This window comes from Intrasporangium calvum (genome assembly GCF_028446585.1).
Classification (GTDB): domain Bacteria; phylum Actinomycetota; class Actinomycetes; order Actinomycetales; family Dermatophilaceae; genus Intrasporangium; species Intrasporangium calvum_A.
Map to the genome: position 1 here is coordinate 29,161 of NZ_JAPFQL010000011.1, position 18,103 is coordinate 47,263.

18 protein-coding genes are annotated in these 18,103 nt (G+C 71.0%); 14 read left to right on the forward strand and 4 right to left on the reverse strand.

Annotation, left to right across the window (positions count from 1 at the left end):
• Entirely contained in the window at positions 1–807 is an 807-nt protein-coding gene (proC, locus tag OO014_RS04005) for a pyrroline-5-carboxylate reductase (RefSeq protein ID WP_272460984.1), read from the forward strand.
• A 74-nt stretch (positions 808–881) separates the two neighbouring features.
• Here the strand turns inward: proC and OO014_RS04010 are convergent, their stop codons facing one another.
• Complete coding sequence (locus OO014_RS04010) at positions 882–2,372, reverse strand: S8 family peptidase (RefSeq protein WP_272460985.1); 1,491 nt, start codon at positions 2,370–2,372, stop codon at positions 882–884.
• A gap of 117 nt (positions 2,373–2,489) precedes the next feature.
• Between OO014_RS04010 and OO014_RS04015 the strand changes: the two genes are divergently transcribed.
• On the forward strand, positions 2,490–2,996 hold the full coding sequence (locus OO014_RS04015) for a GNAT family N-acetyltransferase (protein WP_272460986.1): 507 nt from the start codon (positions 2,490–2,492) through the stop codon (positions 2,994–2,996).
• 91 nt (positions 2,997–3,087) lie between these two features.
• Complete coding sequence (locus tag OO014_RS04020) at positions 3,088–3,615, forward strand: GNAT family N-acetyltransferase (RefSeq protein ID WP_272460987.1); 528 nt, start codon at positions 3,088–3,090, stop codon at positions 3,613–3,615.
• Between the two features lie 34 nt (positions 3,616–3,649).
• Here the strand turns inward: OO014_RS04020 and OO014_RS04025 are convergent, their stop codons facing one another.
• Positions 3,650–4,318: a potassium channel family protein gene (locus tag OO014_RS04025; protein ID WP_272460988.1), complete on the reverse strand. Its 669-nt coding sequence runs from the start codon at positions 4,316–4,318 to the stop codon at positions 3,650–3,652.
• 55 nt (positions 4,319–4,373) lie between these two features.
• On the opposite strand from OO014_RS04025, the gene OO014_RS04030 reads away from it, so the two are divergent.
• From OO014_RS04030 to OO014_RS04055, 6 genes are all read left to right on the forward strand, one after another.
• Positions 4,374–5,570 carry an acetoin utilization protein AcuC gene (locus tag OO014_RS04030; protein WP_272460989.1) on the forward strand — a complete coding sequence of 399 codons (1,197 nt, stop codon included), beginning with the start codon at positions 4,374–4,376 and terminating at the stop codon, positions 5,568–5,570.
• Positions 5,571–5,952: 382 nt separating this feature from the next.
• A complete protein-coding gene (gene aspS, locus OO014_RS04035; RefSeq protein WP_272460990.1) occupies positions 5,953–7,323 on the forward strand; it encodes an aspartate--tRNA(Asn) ligase in 1,371 nt (456 codons plus the stop codon).
• A gap of 264 nt (positions 7,324–7,587) precedes the next feature.
• The gene (locus OO014_RS04040; RefSeq protein ID WP_272460991.1) at positions 7,588–7,788 is read left to right on the forward strand and encodes a helix-turn-helix domain-containing protein; all 201 of its coding nucleotides are present in this window, start codon (positions 7,588–7,590) and stop codon (positions 7,786–7,788) included.
• A 209-nt stretch (positions 7,789–7,997) separates the two neighbouring features.
• Positions 7,998–8,096, forward strand: a complete 99-nt coding sequence (locus OO014_RS04045; protein ID WP_003792170.1) for a 30S ribosomal protein bS22 — start codon at positions 7,998–8,000, stop codon at positions 8,094–8,096.
• A 244-nt stretch (positions 8,097–8,340) separates the two neighbouring features.
• Positions 8,341–9,399 (forward strand): NAD-dependent epimerase/dehydratase family protein, encoded by a 1,059-nt coding sequence (locus OO014_RS04050; RefSeq protein WP_272460992.1) that lies wholly within the window; start codon positions 8,341–8,343, stop codon positions 9,397–9,399.
• Entirely contained in the window at positions 9,396–10,979 is a 1,584-nt protein-coding gene (locus tag OO014_RS04055) for a lysophospholipid acyltransferase family protein (RefSeq protein WP_272460993.1), read from the forward strand. The genes OO014_RS04050 and OO014_RS04055 overlap by 4 nt, the downstream gene beginning before the upstream one ends.
• Positions 10,980–11,004: 25 nt before the next feature.
• Here the strand turns inward: OO014_RS04055 and OO014_RS04060 are convergent, their stop codons facing one another.
• Positions 11,005–12,258 (reverse strand): hypothetical protein, encoded by a 1,254-nt coding sequence (locus OO014_RS04060; RefSeq protein WP_272460994.1) that lies wholly within the window; start codon positions 12,256–12,258, stop codon positions 11,005–11,007.
• A 135-nt stretch (positions 12,259–12,393) separates the two neighbouring features.
• Positions 12,394–13,254, reverse strand: coding sequence for an RNA polymerase sigma factor (locus tag OO014_RS04065; RefSeq protein WP_272460995.1), 861 nt, complete (start codon positions 13,252–13,254; stop codon positions 12,394–12,396).
• A gap of 255 nt (positions 13,255–13,509) precedes the next feature.
• Here OO014_RS04065 and OO014_RS04070 point away from each other — a divergent pair, with 255 nt between their 5' ends.
• From OO014_RS04070 to hemC, 5 genes are all read left to right on the forward strand, one after another.
• A complete protein-coding gene (locus OO014_RS04070) occupies positions 13,510–14,574 on the forward strand; it encodes a Vms1/Ankzf1 family peptidyl-tRNA hydrolase (RefSeq protein ID WP_272460996.1) in 1,065 nt (354 codons plus the stop codon).
• A gap of 9 nt (positions 14,575–14,583) precedes the next feature.
• Positions 14,584–14,841: a glutaredoxin family protein gene (locus OO014_RS04075; RefSeq protein ID WP_272460997.1), complete on the forward strand. Its 258-nt coding sequence runs from the start codon at positions 14,584–14,586 to the stop codon at positions 14,839–14,841.
• Positions 14,842–15,018: 177 nt separating this feature from the next.
• A complete protein-coding gene (locus OO014_RS04080; RefSeq protein ID WP_272460998.1) occupies positions 15,019–15,747 on the forward strand; it encodes a redox-sensing transcriptional repressor Rex in 729 nt (242 codons plus the stop codon).
• Positions 15,744–17,123, forward strand: a complete 1,380-nt coding sequence (gene hemA, locus OO014_RS04085; RefSeq protein ID WP_272460999.1) for a glutamyl-tRNA reductase — start codon at positions 15,744–15,746, stop codon at positions 17,121–17,123. The genes OO014_RS04080 and hemA overlap by 4 nt, the downstream gene beginning before the upstream one ends.
• Entirely contained in the window at positions 17,120–18,070 is a 951-nt protein-coding gene (gene hemC, locus OO014_RS04090) for a hydroxymethylbilane synthase (protein WP_272461000.1), read from the forward strand. The genes hemA and hemC overlap by 4 nt, the downstream gene beginning before the upstream one ends.
• Positions 18,071–18,103 lie beyond the last annotated feature (33 nt).

The following is an 18,103-nucleotide window of genomic DNA, read 5'->3' on the forward strand; positions in this document are numbered from 1 at the left end:
ATGGGAACCACTGCGATCTTCGGCGCCGGTGTGATGGGCGAGACGCTGCTGTCGGGGCTGCTGCGCTCGGGCCGTGACGCCGGGGACCTCGTCATCACGGAGCGCAACCCGGAGCGGGCGGCACTGCTGGCGGAGAAGTACGCCGTGCGCGCGCTCTCAAACGCCGAGGCGGCCGACCTGGCCGACACTCTCGTCCTGGTGGTCAAGCCGCAGGACATGGAGGGGCTGCTCGACGAGATCCGGGACCACGTCCGCGAGGGCAACACCGTGGTCTCCCTGGCGGCCGGCATCACGACGGAGTTCCTCGAGGCGAGGTTGCCGGAGGGCTCCTCGGTCGTCCGCGTGATGCCGAACACTCCGGCCCTCGTCGACCAGGGGATGGCCGGCATCTCGCCAGGCCGTCACTGCACGGACGCCCACCTCTCGGAGGCGGAAGCCCTCCTGTCCTCCTGCGGCAAGGTCGTGCGCCTCGAGGAGAAGCACCTGGACGCGGTCACCGCGATCTCCGGCAGCGGCCCGGCCTACATCTTCTATGTCGTCGAGGCGATGATCGAGGCTGGTGTCGTGCTGGGGCTGCCCCGGGCGACGGCCACCGAGCTCGTCGTCCAGACGCTCTACGGCGCCGCCACGATGCTCAAGGAGACGCACGAGCACCCGACGGTGCTGCGCGAGCAGGTCAGCTCGCCGGGCGGCACGACGGTGGCGGCGCTGCGCCAGCTCGACGACCACAAGGTGCGAGCCGCCTTCGTCAATGCCATGGAGGCCGCGGCGGCCCGGTCCCGGCAGCTCGCGTCCGGCCACGTCTGACCCCATTCACCAGGCAGGGGCGCGGTTCGGGCAGGCAGCACCTGCACGAACCGCGCCCGCGTCTGGTCTCCCCGCTACTTGACGGCCGCGAAGGCGTTGACCTCGCCGGCGCCGTAGAACGAGGTGCGCAACCCGCCCGAGCAGGTTGCCTGGTAGTCCGAGCCATGACCATTGGGCAGCAGGGGCACCGGGTCGTAGACGCCCTCCGGGCAGGAGAGCGGCGTGGCAGTCCGCTCCAGGTGCGAGGCGAGCGAGCCCGGCTTCAGCCCCGGGTGTGCGGAGATCGCCAGGGCGGCGACGCCCGCGGCGTGCGGGCCGGACATCGACGTGCCCTGCTTGTAGCCCCAGCCGTTCGCGCCGGTGGTCTTGTTCCACGTCGTCGACAGGATCGCGTCTGCCGCGATCACGGACGCGCCCTGGGTGCGGAACCGGGCGTCACCACCGGGTGCCGTCACGTCGACGACACCTTGGCCGTAGGACGAGAAGTACGACTTCTGGTGCGTCGGACCGGTCGAGGAGACGGTGACGACGCCGGGGGCCTCACCCGGCAGGACCAGGCACGCCGAGTTGACGACACGGTCCTCGACCGGGGCGCTCCCGTCGTTGGGACTGCCGCTGTCGTGGTTCTTCTTCTGCAGGTCGTAGTTGGAGTTGCCTGCCGATGCGACGTTGAGCACGCCCTTGCTCTGGGAGTAGCGAATGGCGCGCTGGACCGCGAGCCACACCGGCCGCTGCCGCTCGTCGTCCCGGCAGTTCAGCTCCCACGGGTCGATGTAGTAGCTGTTGTTGGTGATCTCCATGCCGTTCTCGGCAGCCCACATGAACCCGCAGACGGCAGCCTCGGGGAAGATGTAGCCGGCGTCGCTGACGACCTTGACCGAGGCCACCTTGACGCCGGGAGCGACACCCGTGACGCCGACGCCGTTGATGGCCGCAGCGATGGTGCCGGCGACGTGCGTGCCGTGGTCGGAGGTCGTGGGGTTCCAGGCGGCCTCGCTCGTGTCGGCGACACCACCGAGGCACGAGGCGCTCTTGTCCTTGGCGATCTGGGTCGCGAGGTCGGGGTGGGTGCTCGAGATGCCGCTGTCGAGGACCCCGACGACGACGTCGGACGAGCCGGTCGTCACCGCATGCGCCTCGGGGAGGTCGATCTGCGGCATGTCCCACTGGAGGTCCCACAACGGCTCTCCGCTCGGGTCGCCGGCCGAAGTCGCGTCCTCGACCGAGACCTCGCCGAGGGTCTCGGCCTCCTCGAGCATCGAGCCGAGCCCCTCCGTGGAGGCGACCGACTCGACGCCCTGACCCTGCACGTCGGTCGCGAACCCGGGGTTGGTCGACCGCGCGACGAGGACGCCGATCTTGGCGTAGTCGGCGACGACCGTGCCTCCCGCCGCGGCGATCCGCGCGGACGCCTCGGCGGTGGACGCGCCCTCCGGGGCCAGGACGAGGTAGCTGGTGTCGGGACCTGCCGGGGCGGCGGTGGCCATCCCCGCCGCGACTGACGCGGTCAGGCTCAGGGCTGCCGCGGCCGCGATAACCAAGGTCCGGGTTGCTGCTGGTTTCACAGTGCTCCTATCGGGAGGCTGGGTGACTGCACGGCGACCGGTCGGGTCGCACGGTCGCGAACCTACTGGGGGAGTGTGACGGTCGCCACTCGAAATGGCCCGTGGCAGGCTGGGGGCATGAGCGGTTCTCTCCCTCCACGAATCCATCTGCACGAGGTCCGCCCGGACGACTGGGAAGGCCACCGCGACATCCGGCTCGAGATGCTCCGGGACGCTCCCGACGCCTTCTGGTTCACCTACGCCGACGAGGCCGTCTACGACGAGGCCGACTGGCGGGAGCGGATCGAGGGCGCCTGGCTCCTCCATGCCCGCGACGAGCAGGGGACCATCGGCAGCGCCGGGCTGGGATCGCACTGGGAGCCCGAGCGGGCCACGACCGCGACCTTGTTCGGGCTCTACGTCGCCCCGCGCGCTCGTGGCCGAGGCGTGGGTGAGGCGCTGGTCAACGCCGTGCTCCAGGAGGCACGGCGGCTCGGCAAGACCGAGGTGGTGCTCGAGGTCGGCAGCCACAATGTCGGGGCGTTGGCGCTCTACGAGCGGTGCGGTTTCGTCCGGACGGGTGGGACGGAGCCCCATCCTCGGCGCGAGGACATCCACGAGATCGAGATGGTCCACCGCTTCTGATCCACCGTGCACGAGGGCCGGCCCGTGCGGGTCACCGTGAGTTCACCGACCCTCAGGTGCAGGGCCACGGGCCCCATGCCAAGGTGGTGCCATGAGCGAGATCACCGTGCGCCCCCTGGGCGAGGAGGAGTGGCAGGACTATCGGGAGGTGCGGCTCGAGGCCCTTCGCGAGTCACCCGAGGCCTTCGCCTCCACCCTCGAGCAAGAAGCAGCCTTCGACGAAGACTTCTGGCGCACCCGGATGACGCGCTCAGCCCGGCTCATCGCGGAGCGTGACGGCGCCGCTGTGGGCGTGGTCAGTGTGGGCACGGCCGAGACCGACGACGGGGCCGACGCCGGCGAGCTCTTCGGGCTGTGGGTCAAGCCAGAGCTGCGCGGCACGGGCGTGGCCACCACCCTCGTGAAGAACGGCGCGGCGCTCGCCCAGCGCCGCGGCCAGAGCCACCTCTACTACTGGGTCGGGACGGAGAACGGCCGAGCGGTCGCCTTCGCCAGCGGCATGGGCTTCCGGCCGACGGATGAGCGCCGCCCGATGGGGGTCGCGTCGGCGGAGGACGGCGAAGAGGAGATCGCGATGGTCCTGCCGCTCGGGCAGGACCCCGGAGTGGTCGGGCCCTGAGCCGATCCCGCGCTCCTGAGCCCGCCAGGCGGCCTCAGGGGCGCGCCGCGAACCGTTCGATCAGTTCCGTCGGGCCGCTGACGATGAGCATGTGGTGCTGCGACACCTTGGTCTGGGGCACCGCGTAGGTGAAGTCCTCGCCCGGCGCCTTGACCCCCACCACGGTCACGCCGTACTTCCGGCGGATCTGGCTCTGCTCCAGCGTGAAGCCGATCGTCTCCGACGGCGGCTTGATCTTGACGATGGCGAAGCCGTCGTCGAACTCGATGTAGTCCAGCAGCCGGCCGTTGACGAGGTGGGCCACTCGCCGGCCAGCGTCGGACTCGGGCGAGATGACGTGGTGCACGCCGATGCGGTCGAGGATGCGCTTGTGCTCCTGGGAGAGGGCCTTGGCCCAGATCGACGGGACGCCCGCGTCGACGAGGTTGGCGGAGGCGAGCACGGAGGACTCGACGGAGGAGCCGATGCCGACGACGGCGATCTTCGGCTCAGCCGCCCGGATCATGTCGATGGCCGAGGCCTGAGCCATGTCGGCGTGCACGACCTTGGCGAACTTGTTGACATACGACTCGGCCAGCGCGTTGTTGCGCTCGACGGCGATGACCCGATGCCCGAGCTTGGTCAGCTCCATGGCGACGGCGGAGCCGAAACGTCCGAGGCCGATGACGAGCACGTCGTCCTCGAACAACTTGTTCCGCGCCATGGGATTCCCTTCGTCCACAGTCCGCGCCCTGCAGGGACGCGATAGCGTCTCAATCATGCCAAGTCAGGCCCGCGTCGTTTGGGACCCCTCGTTCACGAAGTACAACTTCGGGCCGACCCACCCCATGGCGCCCATCCGGCTGGACCTGACGGCTCGACTGTGCGAGGCCCTCGGCCTGTTCGACGCTCCCGGTGTCGAGGTGTGTGGGGCCGAGCCGGCGAGCGACGAACTGCTCGAGACGATCCACGATACGGAGTACGTCGCGGCGGTCAAGGCGGCGTCCGCCGACCCGGACGAGGCGGACCCCGCCCGCGGCATCGGCACCGAGGACGACCCGGCGTTCGAGGGCATGCACGAGTCGAGTGCCCGGATCGTGACCGGCACCGTCGACTCGGTTCGCGCGGTCTGGGAGGGGGAGACCAGCCATGCCGTGAACTTCACCGGTGGCCTGCATCACGCGATGCCTGACCGGGCCAGTGGCTTCTGCATCTACAACGACATCGCGGTCGGCATCAAGTGGCTCCTCGACCACGGCGCCGAGAGGGTCGCCTACGTCGACGTCGACGTGCATCACGGCGACGGCGTCGAGCGGATCTTCTGGGACGACCCGCGTGTCCTGACGATCTCGCTGCACGAGACGGGTCGCGCCCTCTTTCCGGGGACGGGGTGGCCGACGGACATCGGCGGCCCGGACGCGCAGGGCATGGCCGTCAACGTGTCACTGCCGCCGGGGCTCTCGGATGCGGGCTGGTTGCGGGCCATCCACGCCACGGTGATGCCGATCGTCCGGTCCTTCAAGCCGGACCTGCTCATCACCCAGCACGGCTGTGACACCCATGCCGAGGATCCCTTGGCGCACTTCGCGATGACCGTCGATGCGCAGCGCTCGGCCGCGGACTCGCTCCACCGGCTCGCGCACGAGGTGTGCGAGGGCAAGTGGGTCGCGCTCGGTGGTGGTGGCTACGAGGTGGTGGGCGTCGTGCCTCGCACGTGGACGCACCTCACGGCGATCGCCGCGCACCGTCCGATCCCGACGGCCACGGAGATCCCGGAGGACTGGCGCGAGCACGTCGAGCAGGTGACGGGCCGACCGGCGCCGCGCCGCATGGGTGACCTGACGACTCAGGATGGGCCGCTGTGGTGGCGCTCGTGGGACCTCGGCTACGACCCGGGCAGCGAGGTGGACCGGGCCATCATGGCGACGCGGTCGGCGGTGTTCCCGCACCACGGCCTGGACGTGCACTTCGACTGACGACGACGGCGTGAGAATCGACCGAGCGCCAGCGAGGGAGGATCGGAGCGCCGAGGAGTCGGTCGGAAAGGTTCGACTGACGACGACGGCGTGAGAATCGACCGAGCGCCAGCGAGGGAGGATCGGAGCGCCGAGGAGTCGGTCGCAAGGGTTCGACTGAACGTCGACTGACGTCTGATGCCGGACGCCATGCACCCTGTAAAAGTGGCGAGAGGGTGCGCTCGGATCTGGCACCATGGATGTACGGCGTTGACGGGCCTGACGATCCTGAGCCGAGCGTGACCAAGAGGCCGACCGCGATCATGCGGCGGCGAAGGTGTGGTGGCACAGCGACTCTCCCCATCGCCCGCACCTCCGGGGCAACATCCCAGGAGGTGAAGGAATGCAACCGACCCATCAACCGACCGACATCCATCAGCGAGTCCTCGCACGCGACCTCGCATCCCTGCCCGACGGCTCCCCGGCGTGCATCGCGGGCTGGGTGCACCGGCGCCGCACGCTCGCGTCGGTGACGTTCGTCGTGGTGCGGGACCGGACGGGTCTGACCCAGGTCGTCGTCAAGGACGCAGAGACGATCAGCCGGCTCAGCGGCATACCTGAGGAGACGACGGTCGAGGTCACGGGCACCGTGTCGCTCAACCCCGCGGCCCCTGGAGGGGCGGAGCTGGTGGAGCCGACGTTCACTGCGCTGACGGAGCCTGCCGTCGCGCCTCCGGTCGAGCTGTGGCGACCGACGTTCGGGGCCGGGCTGGCGACGCATCTCGACCATGCGGCCGTGACGCTCCGGCATCCACGGCACCGAGCGGCGTGGGAGATCGCGAGTGCCTCGTTGCGCGGCTTCCGCTCGGCGCTCACCGCTCTCGACTTCACGGAGATCGCGACGCCGAAGCTCGTCGGCGGCGCCACCGAGTCGGGGGCCAACGTCTTCGAGGTCGACTACTTCGGCCGCCCGGCCTACCTCGCCCAGTCGCCGCAGCTCTACAAGCAGATGCTGGTCGGAGTGTTCGAGCGGGTCTTCGAGGTGGGTCCGGTCTTCCGGGCGGAGCCGCACGACACCGTTCGTCACCTGGCGCAGTACACCTCGCTCGACGCGGAGCTCGGTTTCATCCGGGACCACCGCGACGTGCTCGTCATCCTCCGGGCTGCCCTCGCCGGGATGGTGGAGGCCATCGAGTCGTATGCCGCTGAGGCCGCTTCGCTCCTTCACGTGGACCTGCCCCGGGTGCCGGAGGAGTTCCCCGTGATCCACTTCGCGGACGCCTTGGAGCTCGTGGGCGCCGACCCGGCCGAGCCCGACCTCAGCCCGGCGCACGAGAGGGCGCTGGGCGAGTGGGCCCTGACCACCCACGGCTCGGACTTCCTTGCCGTGGAGGGCTACCCGATGGCGAAGCGGCCCTTCTACACGCACCCATGGGCGGCTTCGTCCCCCATGCACCCCCGTCAGGCCCGTCTGGCTGAGCCGGGTGGCGATGGTTTCGAGGGGTCGAACTCCTTCGACCTGCTGTTCCGAGGCCTGGAGCTGACGACCGGAGGCCAGCGGCTCCATCGTCCGAGCGACTACCGGGCCGCCCTCGAGCGGGCCGGCCAGGACCCTGCGACGCTCGCCGGCTACCTCGCCGCGTTCGAGCACGGGATGCCACCGCACGGCGGCTTCGCGATCGGCCTGGAGCGTTGGGTGGCTCGTCTCACCGGGGCGAAGAACGTCCGGGAGGTTGCGCTGTTCCCGCGGGACCTGCACCGGATCATGCCGTGACCCTTTGTGTCCCAAGGCAGCTCGTGGCGCGCGGGGCAGTGGTGTGACGCGGGCCCGCGCGTCTGCGCGGGCCTGCGCCCAGCGGCATACGGCCATCTTTGTCTGCAGTGGACACGGCGTGTCGACTTGCGCCGGGACGACGAGGCGCTCTTCACTCTTCCCCTCCAGTCACAGGAGCCTCTAATGTTGCTTTCTGCACCCGTGTGATGTTTCGCCGGAGGGGAAGCCGGCGACATGCGTGTGTCGGAGAGATCGAGGTATCACATGTCGAATGAGCGTCAGCTCGCCGAGGTGCGGTTCCTGACCGTTGCCGAGGTCGCCTCGATCATGCGCGTGTCAAAGATGACGGTGTATCGGCTCGTCCACGGCGGCGAGCTGCCCGCCGTCCGGGTCGGGCGCTCCTTCCGGGTCCCGGAGGATGCTGTGCACAAGTACCTGCAGCAGTCGTTCATCGACACCGCGTGACAGGTTGAAGGAGCAGTTTCTCCCTCTCGGGCTCGGGTCGACCCCGACCCCCATGGGGAGAAACTGCTCTTTCGAGGCCGCTCCTTTTGGGTCAGCCCCGCCGACACGCTACGCTTGGCCCTCGGCTCGGCTCGAGGAGTCGACTTTCCTGATTGACGGGTGGTCGGCGCAGGTCGGCACACAGCACCGTCAACGGATCAAGGACAACCATGGGCTCTGTCATCAAGAAGCGCCGGAAGCGGATGGCGAAGAAGAAGCACCGCAAGCTGCTTCGCAAGACGCGTCACCAGCGTCGTAACAAGAAGTGACCTGACTCGCACAGGTAGCGGGCCTGGCCCGCACGTCTCGACCCTCGCCTCTCAGGCGGGGGTCGACTGCTGTCCGGCGCCGGCTGCCTGACCCGCCGGCTCGCCCCCGCGCGTCACCGACATCACGGACCGGAGTCCGCAACGCGGCCTGCGCGTGGATAGGGTGGTGTCGAAGTCCACGCAATGACCGCCGGGGGGCTGGTCGGCCCCCGTCCGCCATGACGCGCGCAGACAGGAGGAGCCGATGGCCAGGATCGTGCTCGTCACCGGCGTGTCCCGCTATCTCGGGGGTCTCTACGCGCGCCGCCTGAGCGCCGACCCCGGCATCGAGCGGATCCTCGGGGTCGACGTGATCCCCCCGAGGCACTCGATCGGCCGAGCCGAGTTCGTCCGCGCCGACATCCGCAACCCGATGATCGGGCGGATCATGAACCAGGCCGAGGTCGACACGGTCGTCCACATGAACGTCATCGCGACTCCGAAGGACACGGGCGGGCGGGTGACGCAGAAGGAGATCAACGTCATCGGCACCATGCAGCTGCTCGCCGCGTGCCAGAAGGCGCCCTCGGTCCAGCGCCTCGTCGTCAAGTCGTCGGCCGCCATCTATGGGTCCTCGCCGCGGGACCCCGCGATGTTCGCCGAGGACATGAATGCCAAGTCGACCCCCCGCAGCGGGTTCGGCAAGGACTCCATCGAGGTCGAGGGCTACGTCCGAGGGTTCTCGCGGCGCCGCCCCGACGTCGAGATCACCATGCTCCGGCTGGCCAACGTCATCGGCCCCCAGATCCGCACCGCCGTGACCGACTACTTCACGCTCCCGCTCATCCCGGTGCCGCTGGGCTACGACGCCAGGCTCCAGTTCCTCCACGAGGACGACGCCATCGCTGCTCTCGTCACGGCCACGACTGGGCCTTCCGTCGGCATCGTCAACGTGGCCGGGGACGGCTTCCTCACGCTCCTCCAGTGCCTCGCGATGGTGCGCCGCCCGGTCCTCCCGGTTCCGCTCGCGACCGCAGGCCTGATCGGCAACATCGTCAAACGCAGCGGCCTTGCGGACTTCTCGCCCGATCAGGTGGCGTTCCTCGCCTTCGGCCGGGGGCTGGACACGACCCGGATGCGCCACGTGCTCGAGTTCGAGCCGCGCTACTCCACGCGCGCGGCCTTCGAGGCCTTCGCCGCCGGCGTCCACTCCGTCGTCGCGGACGTCGAGGGCGTCGGCGAGGCCGTGACCGGGGCGGTCACCGGCGCGGCCGGTGGCGGCGCGGCAGCCCTGGCGCGCGTCTTCGAGAGGCTCTCCCAGTGACGGCCGCGAAGCAGTCCCCGAAGAAGGCCGCCGGGCCGAAGAAGGCGGCTGCACCGAAGAGGGCGGCTGCACCGAAGAGGGCGGCTGCACCGAAGAGGGCGGCTGCTCCGAAGAAGACCCCCGGGGCGAAGAAGGCGGCTGCCCCCACGAAGGCCGCCGGCACGCAGGCCGCGGAGGCCGAGGCCGCCGTTCGACCAGTGCCGGCCTCGCGCTCCGCCTTCGCGGCCGGAGCCGCTCGGGCCACCGGCGAGCGGCGCCGACGGTCCGGCACCCCCTTGATCACCAGTGCAACGCCGCTGGAGGTCAGTGCGGCGCGGCGCGACGCCACGGCCGCCCTGCCGGAGGACGCCAGCCTTCCGGTCGCCGGCGACGCAACAGCCGAAAAGGACCGGTCTGCGGGCACCCCGACCCGGAAGCGACCACCGCGCAGGGCGATCCGGGATCGGCGCGAGCAACGGGCTCGGGAGCGAGCCTTGCGTCCGGTGCCGTCGCTACCTGCCCCCGACGAGAAGGTGGCGCTGCTCGCGGAGCCGGCCCAGCGGCATACGGACTCGGCGCCGGAGCCCGCCACAGGACCGGCGGGCCTCGCGGAAGGGCTGCAACACACGGCGGAGCGGATCGTCGGTGCCGTGCTCGAGGCCGCCGAGTTCTCCTCCGAGGCCCGACCCGGGCCGGCGGAGCTCGTGGAGCTCGCGGTCAACCTGCTCCGTGCCGCGGCGACGGCCGCCGGCGTCCCCGCGGAAGAGGTCGAGCGCCAGGTGGCCGAGACCCTCGCCTACGTGCGCAGGAGGCTGACGGGCGACTACACGGTCGACGAGTTCGGCTTCGACGAGGACTACACCACGCACGTCCACCTGCCCATCCTGCGGCCGCTCTACAAGTCGTGGTTCCGCGTCGAGGTGAAGGGCATCGACAACATTCCCGACACCGGTGGTGCCCTCGTCGTGGCGAACCACTCCGGCACGGTCGCCATGGACTCGCTGATGACCCAGGTCGCCGTCTACGACGAGCACCCGCGCCACCGCCACCTGCGGATGCTGGGTGCGGACCTCGTCTTCCAGACCCCGTTCGTCGGGCCGATCGCCCGGCGCTCCGGATCGACGCTCGCCGCCAACACGGACGCCGAGCGGCTGCTCGCTGGCGGGCACCTCGTCGGCGTCTGGCCCGAGGGGTTCAAGGGCGTCGGCAAGCCGTTCAGCGATCGCTACAAGCTCCAGAGGTTCGGGCGAGGCGGCTTCGTCGCCGCAGCCCTGCGCGCGGGCGTGCCGATCGTGCCCTGCTCCATCGTGGGCGCCGAGGAGATCTACCCGATGATCGGCAACATGCCGACGCTCGCCCGTCTCCTCGGCCTGCCCTACGTGCCGATCACTCCGACCTTCCCCTGGCTGGGGCCCCTCGGTGCCATCCCGCTGCCGAGCAAGTGGCTCATCGAGTTCGGCCCGCCAATCGACACCACGGCCTTCGGCCCGGAGGCGGCGGACGACCCGATGCTCGTCTTCGACCTCACCGACCAGGTGCGCGAGACGATCCAGCAGACGCTCTACAGCCTGCTCATGCAGCGACGGTCCGTCTTCATCTGACGGCCGCGTCGCGCTCGATCGCGGCTCAGGGGAGCGTGGGATCGAGGTCCACGGACAGGCTCGGAGCGGTGAGGGTGGTGTCGGAGAGGGTGGTGTCGGAGAGGGTCACGCCGCCACCCCCGACCGCCACGGTCGAGGACAGCCCGATCGTCGGCAGGCTGATGGTCGCGCTGGGCAGTGTGACCCCGCCCCCACCCACGGTCGCGTCGCTCGTCGTGATGCCGACCCCGGGCAGGCTCACGGTGGCCGAGCCGATCGTGGCTGGTGGCGGGGCGACGCTCACTCCGGGGAGCGGCGTCCCCTCGGTCGGCAGCGGCGCCGGGACGGTGGCTTCCGGTGCGCCGGGGAGCCCGGCGGCCGGAGGAACCACGGGACCGACCGTCAGGCCGGGAGTCGCGACGCCGGAGCCACCGAGCAGCAGCTCGAGCTGAAGCTCGGCCGCGGCCGCCCGCTCACCGCACGCTGAGCAGGCGGTGAGCTCGCGCAGGGACTCCAGCTGGGTCTGGGCGAGCAGCCCGTGGAGCCGCTCCCACGCGGGAACGGCGCCGGCCGGGACGGCGGGGCGCATCGCCTCGACCTGCGGCAGCGTGCGCGCGACGAAGTCGGCCAGCGAGGTCAGCGCCTCGGGCCGTCCCTCGGTGCGGTAGACCTCGAGGAGAAGCGCCCGCGCCGACGTCGTCGACTGTGCGGCGGCGTCGAAGGCCACCGACAGGTCCTCGGCGACCACGTCGCCGCGGTCGATCAGCTCGCGGGCCTCGGCGACATGCTGCTCGGCCTGCGCGACGTGGGTCAGCCCGGCGTCGAGCGTGCTGCCAGCGAGCTGGACCGCAGCCCGGTCGAGAACCTGCTTGATCGGATAGAGCAGGTCGCCGGGGGCCGCCTGCCGCGACATGACGCCGAGGCCGCCTGCCAGCAGGATGACGGCGGCAGCCGCAGCCGCGAGGTGACGCAGCGGGCGCGACACCCGCAGGACGGAGACGGAGGCGCCCTCAGGAGTGGTCCGCAGGTCGGGGACATCCACGGCGGTGTCCACGGTGGTGTCCACGGTGGTGTCCACGGCGGTGTCCGCGGTGGAAGTGGCCGCGATGGGGTGCGCCTCGGAGAGCAGACGCTCCCGCAGGTTCGAGACGAACTCCGCGCGCGGCGCCAGCCGCGTCTGGTCGACCGCCTCGATGGCGTGGAGCACGGTGACCAGCTCGACGATGCCCGGGCGCTCGACCGGCTCGCCGTCGAGGGCACGCTGGAGGAGGTCGGCGTCCGTGCCGGGGCCGAGGTCCATGCGCTGCTCCAGGTCTGGTGGGTGGTCTGGTGGGTGGGTTTGGTGGGTGGTCTGGTGAGTGGTCCGTCGAGGGGTGCGGTGGTCGGGGACGCCCGGCGTGCGGCAAACGACGAGGGGTGGGCCGGGGTTACGCGGTCAGAGCTCCACTCCCTCCAGCGACTTGCGCAGGGCTCGCGTGGCGCGCAGCTGGAGCTGCTTGACCGCCCCTTCGGACTTGCCGAGAACCCTCGCTGTCTCGGCCAGGCTGAGTCCCTGGAGGAAGCGCAGGGTGATGCACTCCGCCTGCTCGGGACCGAGCTGGCGGATGGCTGAGACCAGGCGCTCGTCCCGCAGCCGCGCGAGGACCTCGGCCTCGGGTGCGTCGACCTGCTCGTCGGCGTCACGCATGTCGGCCGTCGTCACCTCGAAGCGGAACCGGGCGGACTTGACGTGGTCGGCGATGAGGTTACGCGCGATGGTGACGAACCAGGCGGCGATGTCGCGGCCCTGCCACGTGAAGCTGTCGATGCGACGCATGGCGCGGATGAAGGTCTCCGAGGTGAGGTCCTCGGCCAGGGGGCGGTTGCCCACGCGGACGAGCACGTAGCGGAAGACCGTGTCGACGTAGGCGTCGTAGAGCTGGGCGAAGGCCTCGCGGTCACCCTCCTGGGCAAGGCGGACGAGCGCCTCGATGCGCGTCTGCGCGGCTTCGTCGCGGGCACTCCGCGGCGCAGGGCCAGGCACACTCCGTTGGCCGGGGATCGACCCGGCGCCGGCATCGGGGCCGTGGCGCTGGGCGCCCCAGTCGGCCCCGACGGTCGCGCTGCTGGTGTCGCCCCCCTCGACGGCCGCCCAGAGCGCGTCGAGGGCGGTGCGCCAGGACGGCGCAGACCTCGGCGGCCACGCAGGGGCCACTCCCGGATGGGCGACGGCTCCCGACACAGCAAACAGCGGCGCCGGAGGTCCGGCGGCCGCTGTGCTGGGACGGCTGAACTGCGCCGTCAAGGGGCCGTGCATCCCGCCAGTGTCGCTGACGTGTCAACCCCTTGGGTGGGTCACGGCGTCCCGAGCCGTGGTCGCGCGCGGGTGCGGACGGAGCAGGAAGACGATGGAGACGGCCTTGGCGACGGTCCGGACCGTGGTGTGGTCGTGGACCCCGTCGACGGTTCGGTGGGCACCCGCCGGCCGGGAGGGGTAGCGTTTTGAGGAGATGCTCGAGGAGACGAGCCCGAGACCACTCGTGACGATTCGTGACGACTCTTGGAGGCACCGATGCAACTCGACTGGCTCAAACCCCTGGTGGACCTCGAGGGGCCCTTCGCCTGCGCGACGCTCGACGCGAGCAACATCGATCCGACCAGTCGCAGCCATCGACTCGCCTCGTGGGGCTCTGCCCGCAGGGACCTCGAGCGATCCGGTGCCGACGACGCCACCCTCGATGCCCTCGACGCGGCCCTGATGGGAGACGCGAACGGTGTGGGGGAGCGCACGCACGTCGCCTGCGCCAGCAACGGCAGCCTCCTGCTCGACATCGGCATCGAGGGTCGTCCACGTCGCGAGGGTGCGTCCTTCGGCCCCGTCCCGCGGCTCATGGACGTCGTCCGGGGCCTCGACGGCAAGGAGACGTATGCCGTGGTCAAGCTGGACCGGGAGGGTGCCGACATCGAGGTGATCGACCCGACCGGAGCCCTCGTCAGCGCGACGGACGTCACCGGTGACCATGACGAGCTTCGCAAGGTGGCTGCCGGGGGAGCGTCCCAGCGGCGGTTCCAGGCTCGGGCGGAGGACTCCTGGAAGCGCAACGCCACGCAGGTGGCCGCCGAGCTGGACCGGCTGGTCCGGAGGATCCGGCCCGGTGTGGTGTTCCTCGAGGGGGAGGACCACATGACCTCCTACCTCGTGGAGCAGGCGCCGGGCGCGCTGGCCGACCGCATCGTGCGGCTGGACACCGGGGGCCGGGCGGCCGGCACGTCCGAGGCCGCTGAGGTCACGGCGCGCGACCGGGAGCTGGCTCGGCTGCGCGCGGAGCGGGATGCTCGCCTCATCGAACGGTTCGGCGACGCGACGGGTGCGGGGTCGGCCGTCGAGGGCTGGGACGCCGTGCAGGCGGCGATCGCAAAGGCCCAGGTCGCCCACGTGCTGCTCCACCCGGACGTCTGGGAGCGGCCGGACTCCGCGGCCACGCGGGACGGCGGGAGCAACCATGACGAGGACGCGCTGCTCTGGGCGCTCGCCCCGGTCGGTGCCGAGCTGTCGCTGGTGGCCCAGCCCTTCGAGGCCAAGGACGGCATCGGGGCCATCCTGCGCTGGAACGACGCGTCGACGCCGCAGGCCTAGCATGGGCCCATGCGTGCAGGCGAGCCTCGAGTCACCCTGGTCGGCCGACCCGGCTGTCACCTCTGCGACGAGGCGAAGCTCGTCATCGAGCGGGTGACCCGCGAGCTCGGTGAGTCGTGGGAGGAGCGCTCGATCGACGACAACGACGAGCTGCGCGCCAAGTACGCCGATCAGATCCCCGTGACGCTGGTCGACGGGCAGCGGCATGACTTCTGGCGGGTCGACGAGGCCAGGCTGCGCGCCGCGTTGCAGTCCCCACGACGCTGAGCCAGGCAGCACATGGTGGCAGCAATGTCCATGTGGTGGAGGTAATGCTCGCTCACTTTGTGCATAGGTTCACAAACGTCTAGCCTGAATGGGTACCCACGTGCTCCGCGTTCGTGGCCTTCCGGGCGAACCCGCGAGGGCCCGACCGCCTCAGATGAGAGGAGCCGGTGACCAAGCGTGTCGGCCGACCCAGCAGTGCGTCGCGAGATCCCCGACGCGACCGTCGCGCGGCTCCCTGAGTACCTTCGATCCCTCTCGCGGCTCGCGGAGCAGGGTGTGCTGTCCGTCTCGTCAGAGGAGCTGTCGGCGGCCGTTGGGGTGCGCTCGGCCCAGCTGCGCAAGGACTTGAGCCACTTGGGGTCCTACGGTGTCCGCGGCGTCGGCTACGAGGTGGACACCCTCGCCTTCGAGATCTCCCGCGCTCTCGGGTTGACCCAGGACTGGCCCGTGGCCATCGTCGGGATGGGCAACCTCGGCCACGCGCTCGCCTCCTACTCCGGTTTCGTCACCAAGGGGTTCCGCATCGTCGCCCTCTTCGACGACGACCCTGCCTTGCGGGGCGAGACGGTCGCAGGGGTGGCGATCCAGCCCTTTCGCGAGCTGCGCTCCCGGCATGGGGCCGATCCCATCGCCATCGGCGTGATCGCGACCCCGGCCGCTGCCGCGCAGACGGTGTGTGACGAGCTCGTGGAGGTCGGCGTCCGGTCGATCCTCAACTTCGCTCCAGCGGTCCTCTCCGTGCCCGAGGACGTCGACGTCCGGCGCGTCGACCTCTCGACGGAGCTGCAGATCCTTGCCTTCCATGCACAGCAGAAGGCCCTGGCGGGGCTCCAGCCGGTCGGGGCGGCCCACGCCCTCGACGGCTGCGTGGCCCACGCTGCAGACCCCGAGGCGGTGGCGACATGAGCCTGCTGGTGATCGGACTGTCCCACCACACGGCGCCGCTCGCCGTCCTCGAAGGGCTGGCGGAGTCGCCGGACCGGGCGGCCAACATCGCGTCGACAGTTCTCTCCTCGGCCACGGCGACCGAGGTCGTCGTCGTGTCGACGTGCAACCGGCTCGAGGTCTACGCCGAGGTCCCCGCCTTCCACCCGGCGGTGGCGGCCATCGGTGAGGCGCTCGCCACCGCGGCCGGCACGCGGCCCGAAGGGCTGCCCTGCGGCCTCGACGTCCGGCCGGCCGACCCGGCAGAGGAACTCGCCGTCCGGGCCGAGGGCATCGCCGACCACCTCTACGTCCGCTTCGACGACAGCGCCGTGGCGCACACCTTCACCGTCGCCTGCGGCCTCGACTCGATGGCTGTCGGAGAGGCCCAGATCCTCGGTCAGATGCGGGACGCGCTCGCCGTGGCCCAGCAGACCGGCCGCGCCGGGGAGTCGCTCAACTCCCTCTTCCAGCACGCGCTGCGGGTGGGCAAGCGGGCCCACTCCGAGACGGACATCGACCAGCACTCCCTGTCGCTCGTCCAGATGGGGCTCGAGGAAGCGGAGAAGGTCCTCGGCGACCTCTCGGGCTGCCGCGCCGCCGTCGTCGGCGCTGGCGCGATGAGCGGCCTCGCCGTGGCCACCGCGGCACGCTCCGGAATCAACGACCTGACCGTCGTCAACCGGACGCCCTCTCGCGCCGAGCGTCTCGCGGCGTCGGTCGGCGGCACGGCCCGCCCCTGGGGCGAGCTGGAGCACGTCATCCTGGCGAGCGACCTGGTCATCACGTGCACGGGAGCGGTCGGTCACGTCATCCCCGCGGAGCTCGTGGCTCGCAGCGCAGCTGCTCGGGACGGGCGACCGCAGGTGTTCATCGACCTCGCGTTGCCCCGGGACGTCGCCCCGGCGGACAGCTGGGCCGAGCCGGTGGCCACCGCGCGGGTGATCGACCTCGAGGAGCTCGGGGTGCTCCTCGCCGGCCGCGCGGATCTCCAGCAGGTCGACCGCGTCGGTGAGCTCGTGACCGCCGAGGTCGCCGACTACCTGACCCGTCGGATCGAGAAGAAGGTGGCCCCCACCGTGGCGGCCCTCCGGTCTCGGGCGGCCGCCGTCGTGGCCACCGAGCTCGACCGGCTCCACCAGAAGGTGCCCGACCTCGACGACGGGACCCGTGCCGAGATCGGCCGCGCCGTGCACCGCATCGTCGAGAAGCTGCTCCACACGCCGACGGCGCGCATCAAGGAGTTCGCGGTCGACCCCAACCGTCCGGACTACGCGGCTGCGCTGCGTGAGCTGTTCGACCTCGAGCCCAAGGATGTGGCCAACGTGTCCTCACCACCCAAGCGAGGAGTCTCATGACGGTCCTCCGTCTCGGCACCCGGCGCTCTGCCCTGGCGACGACCCAGTCCGGCTGGGTCGCCGACCAGCTTCGCGCGGCCGGCCACGAGGTCGAGCTGGTCGAGATCACCACGGAGGGTGACGTCTCCGGCGGGTTGCTGACCACCATCGGCGGCACGGGTGTCTTCGCCGCAGCGATCCGCCAGGCCCTGGCCGACGGCCGCGTCGACGTGGCCGTCCACTCGCTCAAGGACCTGCCCACCGCCCCCGAGCCCGGCCTCGTCGTGGCTGCCGTGCCACCCCGCGAGGACAGCCGCGACGTCCTCGTCGCCCGCGACGGGTTGACCCTCGGCGAGCTGCCGCCCGGGTCCGTCATCGGCACCGGCTCGCCGCGCCGCACGTCTCAGCTCGCCGCCCTCGGACTCGGCGTGGAGATCCGCCCGATCCGCGGCAACGTCGACACGCGGCTGCGCCTGGTCAGCTCCGGTGAGCTCGACGCCGTCATCCTCGCCCGCGCCGGCCTGGCCCGCCTCGGCCGGCTCGACGTCGTCACCGAGGTGCTCGACCCGATCCAGGTCCTGCCCGCTCCCGGCCAGGGTGCGCTCGCGGTCGAGTGCCGCGCGGACCGCCCTGACGTCATCGCTGCCGTCGGCATCCTCGAGGACGCGGACACCCGCGCGAGCATCACGGCCGAGCGGGCCCTGCTCGCCGCCCTCGAGGCCGGCTGCACGGCCCCGGTGGGCGCTCTGGCCGAGGTCGTCGACGGCGAGGAGGGGCTCGAGCTGTCGCTGCGCGCCTTCGCCGGGACCGAGGACGGCCGAATTGACTTGCGTCGGTCCCTCACGGGTCGGTATGACGATCCAGAGGCGCTCGGCCGACGACTCGCACAGATCCTGCTCGAGGACGGCGCCGCCGACCTCGACCGGCCCTCCACCCCCGCATCCCGACCCTCGGAGCCAGTTTCGTGACTCGCACACGCCAGCCGTCAGAGCAGACGGCGA